The following is an 18,552-nucleotide window of genomic DNA, read 5'->3' on the forward strand; positions in this document are numbered from 1 at the left end:
CTCCTGGTGCTCATCGGACTCAACACCCACGAGCTACACAGGAGGCCCTGCCTTTATGCGTACATTGACACCAAATCACTCAGACGAGTCCACGCCACACACAACGTTCGGTTGAGCAACAGGCTCTTAAGACCCAAGACCTAACAGCAACCAGCCCCGCAAACCCCAGCCCTCAAGAAGCCGCGATCCAACCCCGGGGCCAGTGAGCGCCCACAACGCCGCCTTCACCAGCACCCCGAGCGCACCCTCCGAGCCGCCGCGCAGCGCAGCGTCCAGTTCGCCGAGCGCCAGCAGCCACCGCGAGATCTCCACCGCATTCCGCGAGCACGCGAAATCATTCGCGCCTCTCATAATCGGCCGGAGATGTGGCGCCGCGTTCGCCATTTGTTTCCCCCGTGTGTCAGGGGCCTTACCCGGGCTCGATTTTCGCGGGGTCCTATCCGTGCGGAACAAGTTGGCGGCGTGGATTTGGCCCGTCTGGACGAGGCGTGGGCTGTGGCTCGGCGGATAGCCTTCAGCCTGAAGTGCGAACCACACTTACCGTGGCCCGGTTGGGTGCACGGCTGCTTTTCCTTGTCGGTGATTCCGGCATGCGACTTCACCGATACCTGTCAGGTCACTGCGCCTGCGCGCCCATATTCTCCAAGTCACCTTCGCCCGCCGTCGCCACAGATTTGTACCAGGAGAGAAATGAGCAACGCACAGAAGTTTGCGATCGTCGGGCTCAATGGCCGGTTTCCCGGTGCCCGGGATGTGGAAGAGTACTGGTCCAACCTCAAATCGGGCGTGGAGAGCATCACCACGTGGTCGGCGGAGGAATTGATCGGGGCGGGGGTGGAGCCCGGGTGGGCCAACAATCCGGCGTATGTCAAGGCGCGGCCGACGTTCGCTGATCTGGAGAAGTTCGATGCGCGCTTCTTCCGGTTCACGCCTCGCGAGGCGGAGGTCCGGGACCCGCAGCACCGGATGTTCCTGGAGTCGGCCTACAGTGCGTTGGAGGATGCCGGTTACGACCCGTTCTCCGTTCCGGGGCGGGTCGGGGTCTTCGCCGGCAGCGCGCCGAACTTCTATGAGCAGCAGAACGTGCGGCATCATCGCGACCGGGTCCAGGCGGTGGGCCAGATGGCGGTCTCGATCGGCAACGGGACCGACTACATCGCGCCGACGGTCTCCTACAAGCTGGGGTTGAGCGGCCCGAGCGTCAACGTGGTCACCGCCTGTTCCTCCTCTCTGGTCGCCGTGCACTTGGCGTGCCGGGCCCTGATGAACGGCGAGTGCGAGACGGCGGTGGCCGGCGGCGTCGAGGTCGAGCTGCCGGTCGTGTCCGGCTACTGGTGGATGGAAGGCGGGATCTACTCCAAGTCGGGCCACTGCCGGCCGTTCGACCACGAGGCCGACGGGACCATCTTCGGTACCGGTGTCGGTACCGTCGTTGTCCGACGCTACGAGGACGCTGTGCGGGACCACGACCACATCTACGCTGTGATCCTGGGCTCGGCCGTCAACAACGACGCCGCCGATCGGGCCGGGTTCACCGCGCCCAGCATCAGCGGTCAGCGCGCGCTGATGGAGGCCGCGTTCGATGACGCGGACGTCGATCCGGCGAGCATCGGCTACGTCGAGGCGCACGGTACCGGCACGATCGTGGGCGACCCCATCGAGATCACCGCGCTCAGCGAGACGTTCGCCGCGCGGGGCGTGACCGACGAGTCGCAGTGCCTGATCGGCTCGGTGAAGGGCAACATCGGGCACATGGGCCCGGCTGCCGGGGTCGCCGGTCTGATCAAGGCCGTGATGATGGTCCGCGAGGGTGTGGTGCCGCCGCTGGTGAACTTCACCGAGGCGAACCCGAAGATCCAGTTCGATCGCACGCCCTTCGCGGTCAACACCGAGCCGGCTCCCTGGCCGCAGCCCGCGGGCAAGCGGCGGGCCACCGTCAGCTCCTACGGCGTCGGCGGCACCAACGCCTTCGCCATCGTGGAGGAGCCGCCGAAGGCCCCGATCGGCGGCCGGGCCCGGACCTGGCAGGTGTTCCCGTTGTCCGCGCGGACCGAGAACGCGCTGGACGCCGCCGCGGCCAACCTGGGAGCGACGTGCACGCAGGCCGTGGGCCAGTGGAACGGCCGCAAACTCGCCAACGCCGCCTTCACCCTGGCCACCGGGCGCCCGCAGCTGCCGGTGCGCCGTGCCGTCGTCGCCTCCGACACCGGTGCCGCCGCCAAGGCGCTGACCGGGTTCGACACCAAGAAGCTCGCCTCCGTACACAACGGCCAGGCCGGCAAGACCGAGACCCCGGTGGTCTTCGTCTTCCCCGGGCAGGGTTCGCAGCACCTCGGCGCGGCCGCCGACCTGTATGGCACCGAGCAGGTCTTCACCGTCGAACTCGACCGGGTCGCGGCGCTCATCGAGAAGCACATCGGCATCGATCTGCGAGAGGCGATCCGCGACGAGAAGTCGGGCATCGACGTCAACCAGACCCAGATCGCCCAGCCGCTGCTCTTCGCCGTCGAGTACGCCCTGGCCCGGCTGTGGCTCTCCTGGGGTGTCACGCCCGCCGCGATGGTCGGCCACAGCGTCGGGGAATTCGTGGCCGCGACGCTGGCCGGTGTGTTCTCGCTGGAGGACGCCGCCCGGCTGGTCGCCGAACGAGGCCGGCTGGTGCAGGAGATGGAGCCCGGCCGGATGCTCGCGGTGATGGTCGCCGAGGACCAGTTGGGCGAGATGCCCGACGGTGTGTCCGTGGCGGCGACCAACGCACCGGAGGTCACCGTCGTCTCCGGGCCCCACGAGGCGATCGAGGCCTACGCCGCCCAGCTGGACGCCCGCGGCGTCGGCTTCCAGGCCCTGCACACCTCGCACGCGTTCCACTCCGCGATGATGGACCCCGCGGTGGCACCGCTCACCGAACTCGTGGCCCAGACCGAGCGCAACGCCCCGACCGTTCCCATCGTCTCCAACCTGACCGGGGACTACCTCACCGTCGAGCAGGCCGCCGATCCCACGTACTGGGCCCAGCATCTGCGAAGCGCCGTGCGGTTCTCCGAGTCGATCAGCAGACTGATGGAGGACGGACACACGACGTTCCTGGAAGTCGGACCCAGCCAGGCTCTCACCGCGCTGATCCGGCCCCGGATAACGGCCACCGGCGGCTGCGCCGTGCCCTCGCTCCACCACGAGCGCCGCGCCGTCCCCGACGGCCGGGTCATGGCCTCGGCGTTGGCTGAGCTGTGGTGCCACGGCGTCTCGGTGGATTGGGCCGCCTTCTACGGCGACGAGACCCGCTGCAAGGTGACGCTGCCGACGTACCCCTTCGAACGGCAGACGTTCTGGCTGGAGCCCCCGACTGCCGCAGCGGCATCCGCCACCGCGGCGGCGGCTCAGGCCCGCGTCCGTTCGATGGATCCCCTCCAGCTGTTCCGCCCGCACTGGGTGGAGAAGCACCGCACCGCGACGAACACCGGACCCGGAGCGGGAACGGGAGCAGGAGCGGGAACGGGCCGCCGCTGGCTGCTGTTCGCCTCCAGCAATCCGCTCGTGGACCGCCTAATCAGCACCCTGCGTCGGTCCGGCGAGACGGTCATGACCGTGAGCGTCGGCGAGGAGTTCACCGAGGCCGGACCGGGACGCTTCCTGATCCGTCCCGGCGAGAAGAGCGACCACGACCTGTTGCTGGAGCAGCTGAGCGACGAGGACCGTCTGCCGGACCGGGTGCTCCACACCTGGCTCCTGGACGCCCCCACCGGCCTGAGCGACCACGCGGTGCAGAGCACGCAGGACCGCGGGTTCTTCAGCCTTCTGGGGCTCACGCAGGCACTCGCCAAGCACGCCGAAGGCCGCGACGTCCACATAGACCTGATCTCCGCCGGGGCCTTCGACATCTCCGGCGAGGAGGAGATCGAAGCCGCGCGCACCACCGTTCAGGGCCTCGGCAACCTGATCCCCCAGGAGATCCCGCACCTCTCCTACCGCCACATCGACCTGCGGGCGGGCGCCGCGAAGGGCGGGCAGACCGGCGGGGAGGCCCTGCTGCGCGAGATCTTCGCCGACCCGGTCGACGACAAGGTCGCGCTGCGCGGACACAAGCGCTGGGTCTGGAGCTACGACCGCGTCGAGACGCGCTCGGTGACGGAGGTCCCCGCCGTCCTGCGGGAGCGCGGCGTCTACCTGATCACCGGCGGGCTCGGCGGCATCGGGCTGGCTGTGGCCGAGGATCTGGCGCGGCTGGCGGCGGCGCGGGTGGTGCTCACCTCGCGCAGCCCCTTCCCCGAGCGGTCGGAGTGGGACGCGATCGTGGCCGCGGCGCCGGCCGACGACGTCCTGGCCAAGCGGATCGCGGCGCTTCGCCGGATCGAGGCGCTGGGCGGCCAGGCGATGGTCGTTCAGGCCGACACCGCTGACGAGGCCGCGATGCGCGCGGCCGTCGAGCAGGCCGAGGAGGCGTTCGGCCCGATCAACGGGGTGCTGCACTCCGCGGGTGTCCCGGCCGGCGGCATGATGGCGGTCAAGGCCCGGGCCGAGGCCGAGCGGATCATGGCGCCGAAGATCGGCGGCCTGCTCGCCCTGGACCGGATCTTCCAGGACCGCCTGGACTTCCTCGTGCTGTTCTCCTCGATCTCCTCGGTCGCCACCGACTTCGGTCTGTCGGACTACGCCGCCGCCAACGCGATGCTCGACGCCTATGCCCAAGCCCGCGCCGACGACGACACCCACGTGGTCTCGATCAACTGGGGCGCCTGGTCGGAAGTGGGTATGGCGGTCGACACCGCCGCGAGCGCCCCCGGGGCCTTCCGTTCCCTGCAGGCGAACGCCGCAGCCGCTGCGAGCGGCACAGCCCTGGCGGAAACCGCTGGCGCCGCTGGCACCGTTGCCGCTGCTGACAGCACCGCCAACACCGTCAGCACCGTCGACAGCCCGCTTGCCAGCGGGCAGCTGTCGACCGAGAACGGCCGGCATGTCTTCACCGCCGAGATCGCGCCGCATTCCCACTGGGTCCTGAGCGAGCACCTGATCGGCGACCGGCAGGTGTGGCCGGGCGTCGCGCACGTCGAACTCGTCCGGGCGATCTACCAGGCCGCGGTCCCGGTTCCGGACGGCAAGGCGGTCGAGATCTGTGACGTGCTCTTCCAAGGCGTGCTCGAAGTCAGCGCGCCCCGCAAGCTCCGCGTGACGTTCGAACCGGCCAACCAGGCGGACGACGAGTACGAGTTCACCGTCTCGGCCAGCGCGATGCCGGGACGTCCCGACAGCTGGACGGTCTACGTCACCGGCCGGGTCCGTCTCGGCGAGGCCGTGGGCCGCACCGTCGACATCGACCAGCTCTGGGCGGCGAGCACGGAGGCGGACCCGTTCACCTTCGGCGTCGGCCTGGACTACGTCCCGGAGGCGGGCCTGGACTGGTGGGTGCGCTTCGGGTGGCACTGGTGGACGGTCCAGGAGCGGCGGACCACTCCGGGCACCACCATCGCGCGCCTGGCGCTCCCGCCGGAGTTCGTGGACGAGATCGGCTCCTACGTACTGCATCCGTCCCTGCTGGACTGCGCCACCGCGCTGGCGGTCGATCTGCGCGGACTGCTGCGGCCGGGTCAGGCGTTCCTTCCCTTCTCCTACGGAAAGCTCACCGTGCACGCGCCGCTCACGCCGCGGCTGTTCAGCGTGATCAAGCACATGAGCGACCCGGGCAGCGCGCTCCAGAGCTTCGACATCGACCTGGTCGATGAGGACGGACGGCTGCTGGCGGAGATCGCGGGGTTCTCGGTCCGGCTGCTCGCCGCCGACAAGCCGTTGGACACGACTCCCCAGACGGCCGCGGCACCCGAGGCCGTCGCCATCTCGAAGCCCGCTGCGGAACCCTCCACGGAGACTGCGCCGGGCATCGACCCCAGTTCCGGGTTGCGGACCGAAGCCGGCTTGCAGGCATTGCGGCAGATCCTGGCCGAGCGCCTCGGGCCGCAGATCGTCGTGCTCCACGAGGACCTCGACGCCAAGCTGGAGCGGGTCAAGGCACTGACCGGGGACCGGCTGACGCAGTCGCAGGGTTCGATGGCGTCGGTGTCGGGCGATACCCGCAAGGCCCGCCCCGCCAAGTCCGCCAAGCCCTCGAAGGGCAAGCCGAGCGGCCACGACGCGGGATCCGTGATCGCGACCCTGCTCGACTTCTGGCGGGACACCCTCGGCGACGACGACCTGGGCGTCGATGACGACTTCTTCGACTCGGGCGGGAACTCGCTGGTCGCCGTCCAACTGGGCGCGCGGATCCGGGCGTACTTCGACATCAAGCTGCCCATCGTCGTGCTCTTCGAACACCCGACGGTGGAACAGCTCGCCGTGGTGGTGGAGGCCCAGCTCAAGAACCGTCTGCAAGGGGCCGACAGCGCGGGGCAGACCGCGTCCGCGAGCCGCGCATGAGTTCCACGCAAAGGGCAGCCGCAGCACAGCGGCTGCCCGCCGCGGGCCCTGCGACGCGGTCACGAGCGGGCATCGCGCAGGAACGGTTCTGGTGGCTGGAGCAGACGAACACGACCGAGGCCAGTCTGCATCTGAGCGGACTGCTCCGGTTCTGCGGGACCGGGCTGACCGAGGAGCACGTGGCGGCGAACGTGGCCCAGATGGTCGCGGAGCAGCCGGCGCTTCGCACCGTTTTCGAGGAGGTCGACGGGGAACTCTGGCAGGTAGTGCTCCCCGGCCTGCCCCCCGACGTCGCAGAGCACTTGCACATCGTCCACATGGACTCATCCGTCGGCACCGGCACCGATTCCAGCACCAGCACCAGCACCGACGACCGGATGGCCGAAGCCGTCGAGATCGCGCGCCGGCTCGCGCACGACCCCTTCGATCTGCGTCGCGGACCGTTGTTCCGCATCGCGATGCTCGTGCTGGATCCCGACGAGTTCCTGCTGCTGGTGACCGCGCATCACCTCATCAGCGACGGCTTCTCGATCTCGCTCATGGGCCATGCGGCGACGTTGGGCTCTCCCGGGCCGGTTCAGGTGACGTACCTGGACCATGCCGAGGCGCAACGTGCCCGGGTGGCTGCTGGAGACTACGAGCGAGAGCTGACGCACTGGAAGGAGCTGCTCCGCGACGCCCCACCGATCACGACCTTCCCGCTGGACCACCCGCGGCCGGCCGTCTGGTCCCCGATCGGGGCGAATCTCACCGACGAGGTCGATCCCGCGCTCGCCCAACGGGTCCGGAGCCTGGCGGCCCGCCAGCGACGCTCCCCCGGCGCCGTCCTGGTCGCGTGCTACCTGATCGTGCTCGCCGGCTGGAGCGGCCAGCGGGACCTGATCACGGCCACCAGCACGCTGGGACGCTCGGTCGAGGGGACCACCGGCGTCGTCGGGCTCTTCCGGAACTTCGCCCCGCTGCGCTGGACGGATACCGGCGAGTGGCGGTTCACCGATCTGATGGAACACGCTCAGCGCTCGTTGTATGACGCGTCGGACCACAGCGAACTGCCGGTGGCCGCGCTTATCGCAGAGCTCGAACCCGACCCGCCTCCGGACCGCTCTCCCCTGTTCCAGACCCTCGTCAATCTCCTGCTGGTCGAGGACATCGACTACTGCCTGCCGCCGCCGGCCCGGATGACCGGCTGCTCCCTGGACATGATGCTGCACATCGAGGAGTGGCTCGGCACGTACTACCTGACGTGGCTGTATCCGACGACCTTGCTCGAACCCGACTCGGTCGCCATGTTCAACGCCTCATTCCACACCGTGCTCCGGCAGGCCGTGGCCACGCCGCAGATCTCCACCGAACAGCTGGTGGACCTGGTCCGGGACGCGGCGCGGGTTCGAGACCGGGAGGTTCAGCGGTCATGACAGAACCGGGCCGGACCGGCGTCCTCGACGGTCACCAGGGGAGTTCCGCTCCGCATCGCGAGTCGATGCTCGCGATAGAGGACGTGGCCAAGGACTACCTGCGCGGACGCCGCACCCTGGTGCAGCGGCTGCGCGGGGCCCCCGATCAGCGAGCGGTCGTGCACGCCGTGGACGAGGTCAGCCTCGCGGTCGACCGCGGCGAGGTCGTCGGGATGCTGGGGCCGAACGGCGCCGGCAAGTCGACGCTGGTCAAGATCATCGCCACCCTGCTCGTCCCGACCCGCGGATCCGTGCGGGTGTGCGATGTCGACGTGCTGGCACATCCGCGCCAGGCCCGGCGTCATCTCGGGGTGATGCTGGCCGGGGACCGCGGTGTGTATTGGAAGCTCACGGGCCGCGAGAACCTGGAGTATTTCGCCGCTCTGCACTTCGTGCCCTCCAGCCAGATCCGACGCCGGGTGGGCGAGGCGTTGGAGGAGGTGCGGCTCACCGGCAGTGCGGACGAGTACGTCGAGCGCTACTCGACCGGGATGCGGCAGCGACTGAACCTGGCCAGGGCCCTGATCCACGAGCCGGAGGTGCTCCTGCTCGACGAGCCGACCTCCGGTCTCGATCCGGTGTCCGGCGCCGAGTTCCGCCGGATCGTGCGCGGCCTGCGCCAGCGCGGCGCCGCCGTGCTCATCGCCACGCATGACCTGGCCGAGGCCGAGGACCTGTGCGACCGGATCGCGGTGCTGGACCGGGGCCGGATCGCGTTTCAGGGCAGCGTGGACGAGGCCAAGACGCTGGTTCCCGGTTCCAGCGTGCTGACCGTGGAAGTCGAGGGCGGCGACCAGGACACAGCCGAGGTGGCCGCGTGGCTCTCGGCACACTTCCGAGTGGGTCTGGTCGAACGGCACGAGCGCAGCGTTCGAGCCCGGCTCTATTGCGAGTCGACGTCCGACCTCATGGCGGAGTTGCCCGGAAAGCTGCACGCCGCTGGTTTGCGGGCGATACGCACCGAGGCCGGTCGGGTCTCCCTGACCGACGTGTTCTTCTCCATCACCGATCGACGTGCGGGGGGCGGGCATGGGCATCCGCAGTGATCTGCACCTGCACGCGTGGGCGCTTGTGGCCGCCGCGAAACGCGAATGGCGCGTCGCGCGACGCTATCCGGACGTCTTCATCGGCGCCGTCGCCTGGCCGGTCGTCACCCCGGTCGTCTTCGTCTTCCAGGCCCGTGCCTCGATCGGCCACGGAACGCCGGGCCGGACCGGCCAGACGATCCCGACGGACAGCGTGCACCTCGCGGTGTTCCTCTATCTCGGCTGGCTGGTCGCCTCTTGGCTGGCGCTGCTGCTCACCGAATCCAGTGCGTCGTTGAGCGGCCAACGGGTTCAGGGCTCGCTGGAGACCACGCTGCTGTCGCCCGCCACGAGACTGACGCTCCTGTTCGGGCTCGCACCGGTATTGCTGGTCACCGGAGCCTTGTCATACATAGCGGTCCTGCTCGCTTTGGTGATGGGGTTCGGCGCGCACATAGCGCTGTCCTCCGCCCTCGCCGGCGGGCTGGTGATCCTGCTGGCCGGGCCCACACTCGCGGCGATCGCGGCCGCCGCCGGCACCACCACGTTGTTCATGCGCCGATCAGGCGGTCTGGTGGACATTGCGCGCGCCCTGTCCGTGACCTTCTGCGGCTTCACGGCGCCGCTGGCCATCATGCCGTCCTGGGCGGCGAAGATCGGCCGGCTGCTGCCGCCGACCTGGACGGTCAATGCCCTGCGGAACACCATGTTCGGCGGCCCTTCCAAGACCGACTGGACGCGACTGTCATTGCTTCTGATCGGGACCTTCCTGGCCATCAGTGCCCTGTCGCTGGCGGCATTCGCGGCGGGCGAGCAGCGTGGCCGCCGGTCCGGCACCCTCGGCGGAGTGTGACCCATGGTGAGCCGCGTTGTTCTCCTCAGCCTGCGCAAGGACTTCCGGAACGTAGTGGGAAGCCCGATAGCAGTCCTCAACATGACCGCCCTCAACCCGCTCTACCGGCTCATCCTGCCCAGCTACCTGCTAGCCACTGCTTTCCTCTATCACGGACGGGCCGTCGGTCTGGCGCAGTCCACCGGGTCGGTGGACTTCCAGGGATTCATCTTCGTCGGCGCGTTCATGAACATCCTCATGGTCGGGGCGATCATCGGAACCTCGGCGGTGATCGGATTCGAACGCGGATCCGGCACCCTCGAACAGGCGTGGACGACGCCGAGCAGCCGGGTCGCCACCGCTGTGCCGTTCGCTGTCTCGGCACTGGCCTTGTCGGCGATCGGCGCGTTCACCTGTCTGCTGCTCGGCATCGCGGCGTTCGGCGTGCGGCTGAGGTGGACCACGGTTTTCGCGATTCCAGCGGTCCTCATCGGCGTCGCGGGGATGGTCGGTGTCTGCTATCTGGTGATGGCCCTCCTGCTGCGGTTGGGCCAGGCGCGTGCGGTTCTCGACGGCGGCGGGTTCTTCCTGGGCCTGCTGTCCGGCAACATCTTCCCGGTCACCGTGCTGCCGGGGCCGTTGCGAGTGATCTCCAGCGCGCTGCCCAGCACCTATGCCATCGACCTGTTGCGACACTTCGCTCTCGGGAGTTGGCCCCTGCTGTCTGTGCGCTGGGAGTACCCGCTGGAAGCCGTGTGTTCGGCGGGGCTACTCGGTCTCGGCGTGCTCGCCTTCGTGCGGGCCGAGCGCTTCGTTTCGACCACCGGCCGACTCGGCCAGTTCTGAATGATCTGAATGAAAGGACCCGGAGTGGACGACACCACCGCCGGCCCGGTCCTGGCCGGTCCGGTCCCGGTCGGCCCGGTCCTGGTCGGCGCGGCCATGGATCTGCGCGTGCCGGACGGGATCGTGGGGCTCGTCGGTGAGACGGCGCGCCGACACCCCGACCTGATCGCATGTCAGGGCCATGGCACCACATACACCTACGCGTCGTTGATGGCCGCTGTGGACCGGCTGGCCTCATGGCTGTGCACGATGACCGAGCCCGGCGCGACGGTGGCGCTGCACCTGCCCCGCAGCACCGCGCTCCCTGTGGTCATGCTGGCCTGCCTGCGGACCCGGCGTGCCTTCCTCCCCCTCGACCCCACCGCACCGAGCCTGCGGCTCGCGGGAATGCTCGAAGACGCGCAGCCGACACTGCTGGTCATCGAGGACGGCAAGAAGGTGGATGCGCTCCCTGAGCCTTTGCGATCCGTGCCGCATATCGCTCTGAACGAAGCCCTCGATGCGCAAGCACCCGATGCGCAGGCACCCGATGCGCAAGCACCCGCACCTTCCGCGTCGGCCGTCGACTACAGTCCCGCGGCCACCGCCTACATCCTGTTCACCAGCGGATCCAGCGGTCGCCCGAAGGGGGTCGCGGTCTCGCATCTCGCGCTGCTCAATCGGCTGATGTGGGGGCAGGGCTATTTCGGGTTCGGCCCGTCCGACGTCATCTTGCAGAAGACTCCCTACACTTTCGACGTCAGCCTGCCGGAGATCCTCGGCCCGCTGCTCGCCGGGGCGAAGACCCACTATCTCGCACCGTCGGCGCACCTGGAGCCGGCCTCCGTGGTCGAGGCCATCAATACCGCGGACGCCACCTACGCACACTTCGTCCCCACGATGCTGGAGCAGTTCCTTCAGGACCCTGACGCCCGAACCTGCCAGTCGCTGCGGCACGTGGGATGCACCGGCGAGCCGCTGACGCCGCCGCTCATCCGCCGCTTCGGCCGGACTCTCGGCGGCGCGCGGCTGCACAATCTCTACGGTCCCACAGAGGCCACAGTCGAGGTCACCGCGTGGCAGGCGCCGACACCGATGGACACGTGCCAGCGCGCCTTCGTCGGTACCCCGGTGAGCAACACGGCGCTGTACTTGCTCGACGAACAGCGGCAGCCGGCGCCGGCGGGCGAGGTCGGCGAGCTCTATGTCGCCGGCGCGCAAGTCGCAGAGGGCTACGTCAATCGCCCCGATCTCACGAGTGAAGCCTTCGTCACGTTGCCCGACGGGATCCGGGGCTATCGGACCGGCGACCTGATGCGCCTGGTCGACGGTCAGCTCGAATGCCTCGGCCGCCGCGACGATCAGGTGAAGATCAAGGGAGTCCGGGTAGAGCCTGCCGAGGTCGAGACCGTACTCGCGGCGCATCCTTCGGTTTGGGGCGCGGCGGTGTTGGCCCGCGGTGAGGGAGCAGCCATGGAGCTCATCGCCGTCGTTGCCGCAGACGTTGGCGCTGCGGAGTTCGGCAGCGCGACTACCGATGGCTTGCAGGAGGTCCCGCAGCCCCTGGCTTCGGTGCTCCGCGAACACCTCACGGAACATCTGCCAGCGGTATATATGCCCACTGTCTTGCTCGGGATATCGCAGCTGCCGACCGGCTCGGCGGGGAAGACCGACCGTGCTCTCCTCAAGACCTTGGTCGAAGAGCATCTCGTGGAGACGGCCGCCGATTCCGGCGACGGCTTCGAGCGGATCGCTGGGGAATGGCGACGGGTCGCGTCGGCTGCCCCGGCGAACGGCGACCCCGCGGACGTCGGCTTCCTCGATCTCGGCGGTTCCAGCGCCGGCGCCGTTCAGTTGGCCGCCGCGTATCACCGCATCAGTGGCCGCCGGATCCCGCTGGCTTGGCTGCTCGCGGACAACGTCTCGCTCAACGGCCTTCGCGATCGGCTCTCAGCCAACGACCGACTCTCGACCAGCCAGCACGCTACGGCGTCGGAACCCGCGACGGCGCTGAGCCGTACCCCGGCGCTTCCCGAGCAGCGGCGGCTCTGGCTGCTTGAGCAAGTGCGAGGATCCATAGCCGCGTACAACGTGGTGAGCGTGATCGAGACCGACGCCCGTCTGGACCTCGACCGGTTCCGATCAGCGGTGGCCGGTGTCGTGAGCCATCACGATGCGCTGCACACTCACCTCGTTCAGAACGCCGATGGCTCTCTCGATCAGGTGGTCCACACACCGGTCCCTACGCACATCGAGTACACCGAGGTCGCCGACCACGACTACCAGCGCTCAGCAGACGCCGCCGTCGCGCGCCTCCAGTGGCACGACCAGCCCACCACCAAACCGGGACCGCTACGCCTGGCCGTGATCGCGCGACGGGACCAGCCCCGGACCACGATGGTCGTCTCGGTCAATCACGCGTTCTTCGACGCTCAGTCGGCGGCTCTGTTCTGGCGCGATATCGCTTCGGTCTACGAAGGAACGGCTCTGACGTCGACACCCGCCGGATACCGAACGGCTGTCGCGGCGCGCGCTCATGACTACCTGTCGGTGCGAGAGCGGCGGCTCGACTTCTGGCGCACACACCTGGCAGACGTGAACCCGTACCTGCGGTTGCCGTTCGAGCTCGATCGGCCGGCCACCGCAAGCCTGCGCGGCAACACGGTACGGCGCTACCTGGGACGCGCCGATGTCGTGCGGCTCACCGATATCGCCGCCGGCCTCGGGATCCGACTCGGCCCGCTCCTCCTCGCCGCGTATGCGGGTGTGCTGGCCAGCTGGAGTGGTGATGACGAGCTCATCGTCGGCATGCCGGTGGATGATCGCAGAACCATGCTGGAAGCCGAGACCATCGGGTTCTTCGTCACCACGATGCCGGTGCGGCTGCCCAGTGCCCTCGGCCGCACCTTCGCCGAACTCGCCCGAGCCGTGCAGCGGGTGGTCGACGACGGTATCCGCCACTCCGGGGTGGCGTTCGACGATGTCGTGAAGCACTGCGCCCCGGCGCGCGAGCCCGGGCGGAACCCTTTGTTCCAGGTGTGGTTCAACGACATGTCCGCCTACGGAACCACCGGGCCACGGTTCGACACCGGAGCCAGTCGCATCCTGCCGCCTGCGAGCCTGCCGGCGCTGTTCGACGTCGGGCTCTACAGCCACACCGACGCTGACGGCGGGCTGCTGATCGACATGGTGTGCGGAGCCGATCTGCTGGACCAGGCAGTCCCCGATCTGCTCGCCGAAGCGCTGATGCACGTGATCGAGAGATTCTGCGCGCGGCCGGACGGTGCGCTGCACGACCTGCTTCCGAGCGCTCAGCCCGAAAAGCCGGCACCGACGTTCGCGCAGCAGACCCGGCAGCCCGCCCCGGCAGGCCTCGGCGAGGCGGTTGACCGGTTCCGGCAGACCGTCGCCGCACGCTATGACGCTCCAGCCCTCACGACTGACGGCACCACCGTCACCTACGGCGAACTCGCCGCGTATGTGCGCAAGACCGTCGATCTGATCGCCACCGTCGCGGACGACGGCAGCCCATTGGCCATCTTGGGAACGCGCTCCGCGGCTCTGGCCGTCACGATTCTGGCCGCCTGGCAGACCGGACCGCGCTTCGTCCTGCTCGACGCCCGCATGCCGCCCGGCTACCTCGAACAGTCCTTGAACGCCAGCGGGGCCGAGAACCTCCTGTATTGCGACGACGGATACGTTCCCCGTCTGGTCAGGCGCGGGATGCCGTCCCGCATGGATCTGGAGCTGGATCCCAGTCTGAACATCGCACCGCTGGAAGAAGCCGATCATTACCTGGCCACATCCGGCACCACCGGAGTCCCCCGGCTCGCCGCCGTCGACGGCTCCGCCTTCATCAGGGCCCTGTTCGCCTACGCGGCTGAGCTGAATCTCTGCGCGGACGACCGATTCCTCACGTTGGCAGGCGCCGGCCACGACCCGATCTTCCGAGATCTGATACTCCCCCTGTTGCTCGGCGCCCGAACGCACATTCCGCCGAGCACAGCGGACAGTGATCCTCGCGAGCTGCTGGACGCGTTGCGCGACGCGGACCCGACCGTCTTGCACCTCACGCCGTACAAGGCCGGGATCGTCCTGGCCGCGGCGCGCTCCGCGGGTGAGGTCCTGCCGCGGGTCCGCGCGGTGCTCAGCGGCGGCGGACCGCTCACCTGGGACCTGGTAGCGGCGCTGCGCCGCACGTTCCCGAACGCGGAGATCCTCAACGGCTACGGCGTCACGGAGGTCCCGCAGCTGGCTTCCCTACGCCGGCACGTCGAAACGGCGCGGTCTACGGGATTCACGGGATCTACGGGATCTACGGGATCTACGGGATCTATCGGATCCACGGGATCACCGAAGCCGGGCCGCGAGCAGGTTCCCATCGGAACCGGATTCGGCAGTTGCCGGCTTGAGGTACGCCGGGGCGAGTACACCGCGGCTCCAGGGCAGATCGGAGAGATCCACATCCTCACCGACTCCACGTCCTCGACGCCGCCGGGCCGCCATCGGAGCGGCGACCTCGGCCGGGTCGGCCTGGACGGCGGAGTGCTGTGGGCCGGGCGGGCCGATCGCCAGATCTCGATCGCGGGGCATCGTGCGGAACCGGCCGAGGTCGAGCACGCCCTGCGCCGTGACGAACTGGTCGCCGACGCCCTCGTCGTCCTTCCCGGCAACACCGCTGTGGACGTCCCGCTTCTGCGCGCCTACGTCGTCCCCGTGCAAGAACCCTGGCAGCTGACCGCACGCCACGAGGCGGCGATTCGCAGCCGTCTCCGTGGCCAGTTGCCCGCTTGGCTGGTCCCGGCCAGCGTCGAGTTCGTCCGCGAGATCCGCCTCAATCCCAACGGCAAGCCCGATCCGATCGCCACCGCGCGAACAGCGCTGACCACGTCGATCAGCGCGAAGCCGCCGCACGGGCCGGCGACGTCCATGGTGCGGCGGCTGCGCCGCGCCGTCGCCGAGGTGCTGCCCGGAGAGCCGGAGATCGAGCTCGACGCGAACTTCTTCGACGCCGGCCTGGACTCCTTCGCCTTGCTGCGCCTGTGCACCGTGCTGCGGGACGAGGGGTTTCCGGACCTGGACCTCACCGATCTGTTCCGTTGGCCCAACATCGGCCAGCTCGCTGACGCACTGACCCGGCAAAGCGACGCACCGACCCGGCCCAGCACGGACCGCTCCGCGCCCTGATCAGCGAAAGGCATGACCATGCGACAGCCAGTGCCTCCGGCCACGATCGAATCAACCGACGAGCTGCGCGACCGGCTCGCGCACAGCGCTTACATCCAGTACCAGGTCCCGCCCGGCCTGAAGGGCGCCCGAGCCGGACACATCTGGGCGGCGGCGAACGCCACAGCCACCACGGTCACGGGCGATCCGCTCCTGATCCTCGGCGACGCCCAGGACGCGGTCGATCTCCTCCTCACCCTGTTGGACCTCTGGCCGACGACGCTCACTGTTCGGCCGAAGGTGGTCACCCTGCCGAGGAACGGGCAGCTTCTGCTCCCGGCCGCGCTGACGGCGGAGCATGTCAACCACTGGGCCTATCGCTGGCTCACGACCGAACCGCCTCTCGCGCTGGAAGAAGATCGAGTGCTGGAGCTGCGGGAAGCGGACACCCGCCTGCGGGACTTCTTGCGGGCACACAATCCGACCTATGACATAGCCCCCGGATCACTGGGCGTCGTCCGCTGGGCCGGGATCGAGGACGACGAAGGAGATCTCATCGCCTGCGGTGCCCACGAACGCACCGAATTCACGGGTCTGCCGTACCTCGGATCGATCACCACCGCCAGTTCGCATCGAGGGGCGGGCCTCGGAACCGCGGTGACCGCATGGCTCAGCCGACGCGCCGTCACCGAATCAGGCGTCTGCACACTCTCGCACCGCTCCGACAACACCACTGCCTCCAGGCTCTACACCAGACTCGGCTACCAGCTGGACGACGACTACACCACGTTCAACCTGAACACCTCTCAATGGGACCAGGCCCGGTAGGGGGACACCACCGGGGATCAGCGGACGTCGAAGCCGGCAGTCGAGAGGTACTTGTGAACGCGGACGGCGAGCAACAGCGTCGCCGACTGCTCACCTCCACACGCCGCCAGGTCAAGGTACGGGCGCAGTTCGCTGAGCCGGTACTTGACCGTGCTTTTATGAACGTTCAAAGCCAACGCGACGTCGTTGAGGCAGCCGCCGTGCGTCAGGTACGCGTCAACGGTGGGCAGCGCCCAGCCGCGGTCCATGACCGAGGCCAGCGGCGCCAGTGCCGCGGCGACGAAACGACGAGCCCTGTCCGGCTCCGCGAGCATCGCGATCAGCGGAGCCATGCTGTAGTGATCGAAGACCGGACGGATGGCGCTCCGCCCTGTGATGCCGAGTCCGACCCGCAACGCGTCCAGCGCCTCGACATAGCTCTGACGGGTCTGACTCGCGTTCTCCGCGACGTACCCCAGCCCGATCCCCACCACCTGGTCCGAGGGCAGCGCCGCGAGACTGCGCACCAGCTTGTCCCGCCCCCGGCCGGGCACCTCGACCGCGGCGACGACACTGCGGTGCCGCACGGTCCAGGACAGCGCCCCCGCGCGGTTCACTATCGACCTGCCGACTTCCTCCAGGTCGGCGAACGGCGCACTGCTTCGCACTTCGGCAACCACCACGCAGTGCTGCACGGCAAAGGAGTCAACGCCCCGATGATGCTCCGCCAGCGTTCCGGCAAGCACCGACTCGAACAACTGGGATCGGTACTGCTGCTCCATGACCCGGCCGTCCCGACCGTCCCGACCAGCCTGGCCGGCGTAGGCCGCGGCCACCTCGGTACTGATGCGGTCGGCGAACTCCAGCACGGAGGCCGCCGCCATGGACACCAAGTCGTGCTCGCTGGACGTCCCCGTATCGGCAAGCACCTCCGTCACCTCCCGCCAGAACACTTGAACCCCGAGCCGATACGCGCGGAGCACCGCCTCCTTCCCGAAGCCCTGCACCGCGCGACGCCTGGCCCCCTCGATCAGGGGCACGAAGTCCTCGTCGTGCAACTCCCCGGTCCGGATCGCGTTCAGGCAGCACCGCACAGTCGCCACCGACACCTCGAGTACATCGCCGAGCAACGAATCATCGGTAATCTCCCGGTACTCACTGATTTCCGCCTGATAGGCGCGGACCATCGCCGCCGCGAGCGTGTCGACCCGCACCCGCAGCAGAGCCGCGACGTCGCCACGCTGTCTGATCACGCTTGGGTTAGCGAGACTCATCTTCTTCCCTAGCTTGAGATGACCGCGGCTCTGTGGCCGCACAAGCCGCCGAACAGCAGCGGGGCTATGGAAAGTAAGATCTCTTACACGCCCTGCTACCGCCCAGGCCCTATGCTCGTGCCGAGCTTGGCGATGCGACACGGCCTAAATCACCACGCGGTGCTGGGCGTTGGGCGCTCGGCGCTCGGCGCTCGGCGCTGGCTGGTGCTGTGGTGGGCAAGCTTTGCCCGGTGGTTCGTGATGTGGTTCTTAGGCGGTGGTGGTTGCGGCTAGTCTGTTGATTTCAAAGCTTTTTACGGCCTTCGGTCATAGTTGTACCGGTTCGGGGTTCGGGTCGGCGGGTGTGTTTGTCGGCTGCCGGTTTGCGCGTTCACAACCCCGCCCCACCTCAGGCCTCTTCAACACCGGCAAGTCAGAGCAAGGGCACAGGCCAGATCAAGAGCAAGATCAACAGCAAGATCAACGGCACAGGCAAGATCAAGAGCTGAAGATCAAGGTCAAGGTCAAGGGCTGTGGTGAAGGGCCGGGCCTCCGGCGGGCCTCGGCAACCTCAGGGAAACTAGCGCGGTTCCCTCGGGTGGCCGGGTCAGTCTCAGCGGCGGCGGCCTGTGAGGTGGTGCGGTCCGTTCCCCACGGCCGCGTCGTCAGCCCGATGGGTACAGCACCGGTGTCCGGGGGTAAAGTCCGCGCGCGGCGGACATGCAGGTAGGCGGCGGTTTCGTGCAGCGCGAACTTGACCCCCGGCCACCGGCACTGTAGGCGAA

General features: G+C 68.6%; 8 protein-coding genes. 7 read left to right on the forward strand and 1 reads right to left on the reverse strand.

Annotated elements, in window-relative coordinates; genetic code table 11:
• Positions 1-690 precede the first annotated feature (690 nt).
• From KGQ19_RS39130 to KGQ19_RS39160, 7 genes are read left to right on the forward strand one after another with little or no spacing between them, the layout of a single operon-like run.
• Positions 691-6,405 (forward strand): type I polyketide synthase, encoded by a 5,715-nt coding sequence (locus KGQ19_RS39130; protein WP_212018903.1) that lies wholly within the window; start codon positions 691-693, stop codon positions 6,403-6,405.
• Positions 6,402-7,820 (forward strand): condensation domain-containing protein, encoded by a 1,419-nt coding sequence (locus tag KGQ19_RS39135; RefSeq protein ID WP_212018905.1) that lies wholly within the window; start codon positions 6,402-6,404, stop codon positions 7,818-7,820. Before KGQ19_RS39130 ends, KGQ19_RS39135 begins: the two co-directional genes overlap by 4 nt.
• The gene (locus KGQ19_RS39140) at positions 7,817-8,905 is read left to right on the forward strand and encodes an ABC transporter ATP-binding protein (protein ID WP_212018907.1); all 1,089 of its coding nucleotides are present in this window, start codon (positions 7,817-7,819) and stop codon (positions 8,903-8,905) included. The genes KGQ19_RS39135 and KGQ19_RS39140 overlap by 4 nt, the downstream gene beginning before the upstream one ends.
• The gene (locus KGQ19_RS39145; protein ID WP_212018910.1) at positions 8,889-9,737 is read left to right on the forward strand and encodes an ABC transporter permease; all 849 of its coding nucleotides are present in this window, start codon (positions 8,889-8,891) and stop codon (positions 9,735-9,737) included. Before KGQ19_RS39140 ends, KGQ19_RS39145 begins: the two co-directional genes overlap by 17 nt.
• A gap of 3 nt (positions 9,738-9,740) precedes the next feature.
• On the forward strand, positions 9,741-10,562 hold the full coding sequence (locus tag KGQ19_RS39150; protein ID WP_212018912.1) for an ABC transporter permease: 822 nt from the start codon (positions 9,741-9,743) through the stop codon (positions 10,560-10,562).
• 24 nt (positions 10,563-10,586) lie between these two features.
• Positions 10,587-15,728: a non-ribosomal peptide synthetase gene (locus tag KGQ19_RS39155; RefSeq protein WP_212018914.1), complete on the forward strand. Its 5,142-nt coding sequence runs from the start codon at positions 10,587-10,589 to the stop codon at positions 15,726-15,728.
• An 18-nt stretch (positions 15,729-15,746) separates the two neighbouring features.
• A complete protein-coding gene (locus tag KGQ19_RS39160) occupies positions 15,747-16,535 on the forward strand; it encodes a GNAT family N-acetyltransferase (protein ID WP_212018916.1) in 789 nt (262 codons plus the stop codon).
• Between the two features lie 17 nt (positions 16,536-16,552).
• On the opposite strand, the gene KGQ19_RS52285 is transcribed toward KGQ19_RS39160, so the two are convergent.
• Positions 16,553-17,767, reverse strand: coding sequence for a PucR family transcriptional regulator (locus tag KGQ19_RS52285; protein ID WP_212018918.1), 1,215 nt, complete (start codon positions 17,765-17,767; stop codon positions 16,553-16,555).
• Between the last annotated feature and the right edge of the window lie 785 nt (positions 17,768-18,552).

It is taken from the genome of Catenulispora pinistramenti, from assembly GCF_018274385.1.
Lineage (GTDB): Bacteria > Actinomycetota > Actinomycetes > Streptomycetales > Catenulisporaceae > Catenulispora > Catenulispora pinistramenti.

Coding starts and splice junctions, on each gene's coding strand:
- KGQ19_RS39150 (WP_212018912.1), top strand. CDS start 9,741: ATGGTGAGCCGCGTTGTTCTCCTCAGCCTGCGCAAGGACTTCCGGAAC.
- KGQ19_RS39145 (WP_212018910.1), top strand. CDS start 8,889: ATGGGCATCCGCAGTGATCTGCACCTGCACGCGTGGGCGCTTGTGGCC.
- KGQ19_RS39135 (WP_212018905.1), top strand. CDS start 6,402: ATGAGTTCCACGCAAAGGGCAGCCGCAGCACAGCGGCTGCCCGCCGCG.
- KGQ19_RS39130 (WP_212018903.1), top strand. CDS start 691: ATGAGCAACGCACAGAAGTTTGCGATCGTCGGGCTCAATGGCCGGTTT.
- KGQ19_RS39140 (WP_212018907.1), top strand. CDS start 7,817: ATGACAGAACCGGGCCGGACCGGCGTCCTCGACGGTCACCAGGGGAGT.
- KGQ19_RS39160 (WP_212018916.1), top strand. CDS start 15,747: ATGCGACAGCCAGTGCCTCCGGCCACGATCGAATCAACCGACGAGCTG.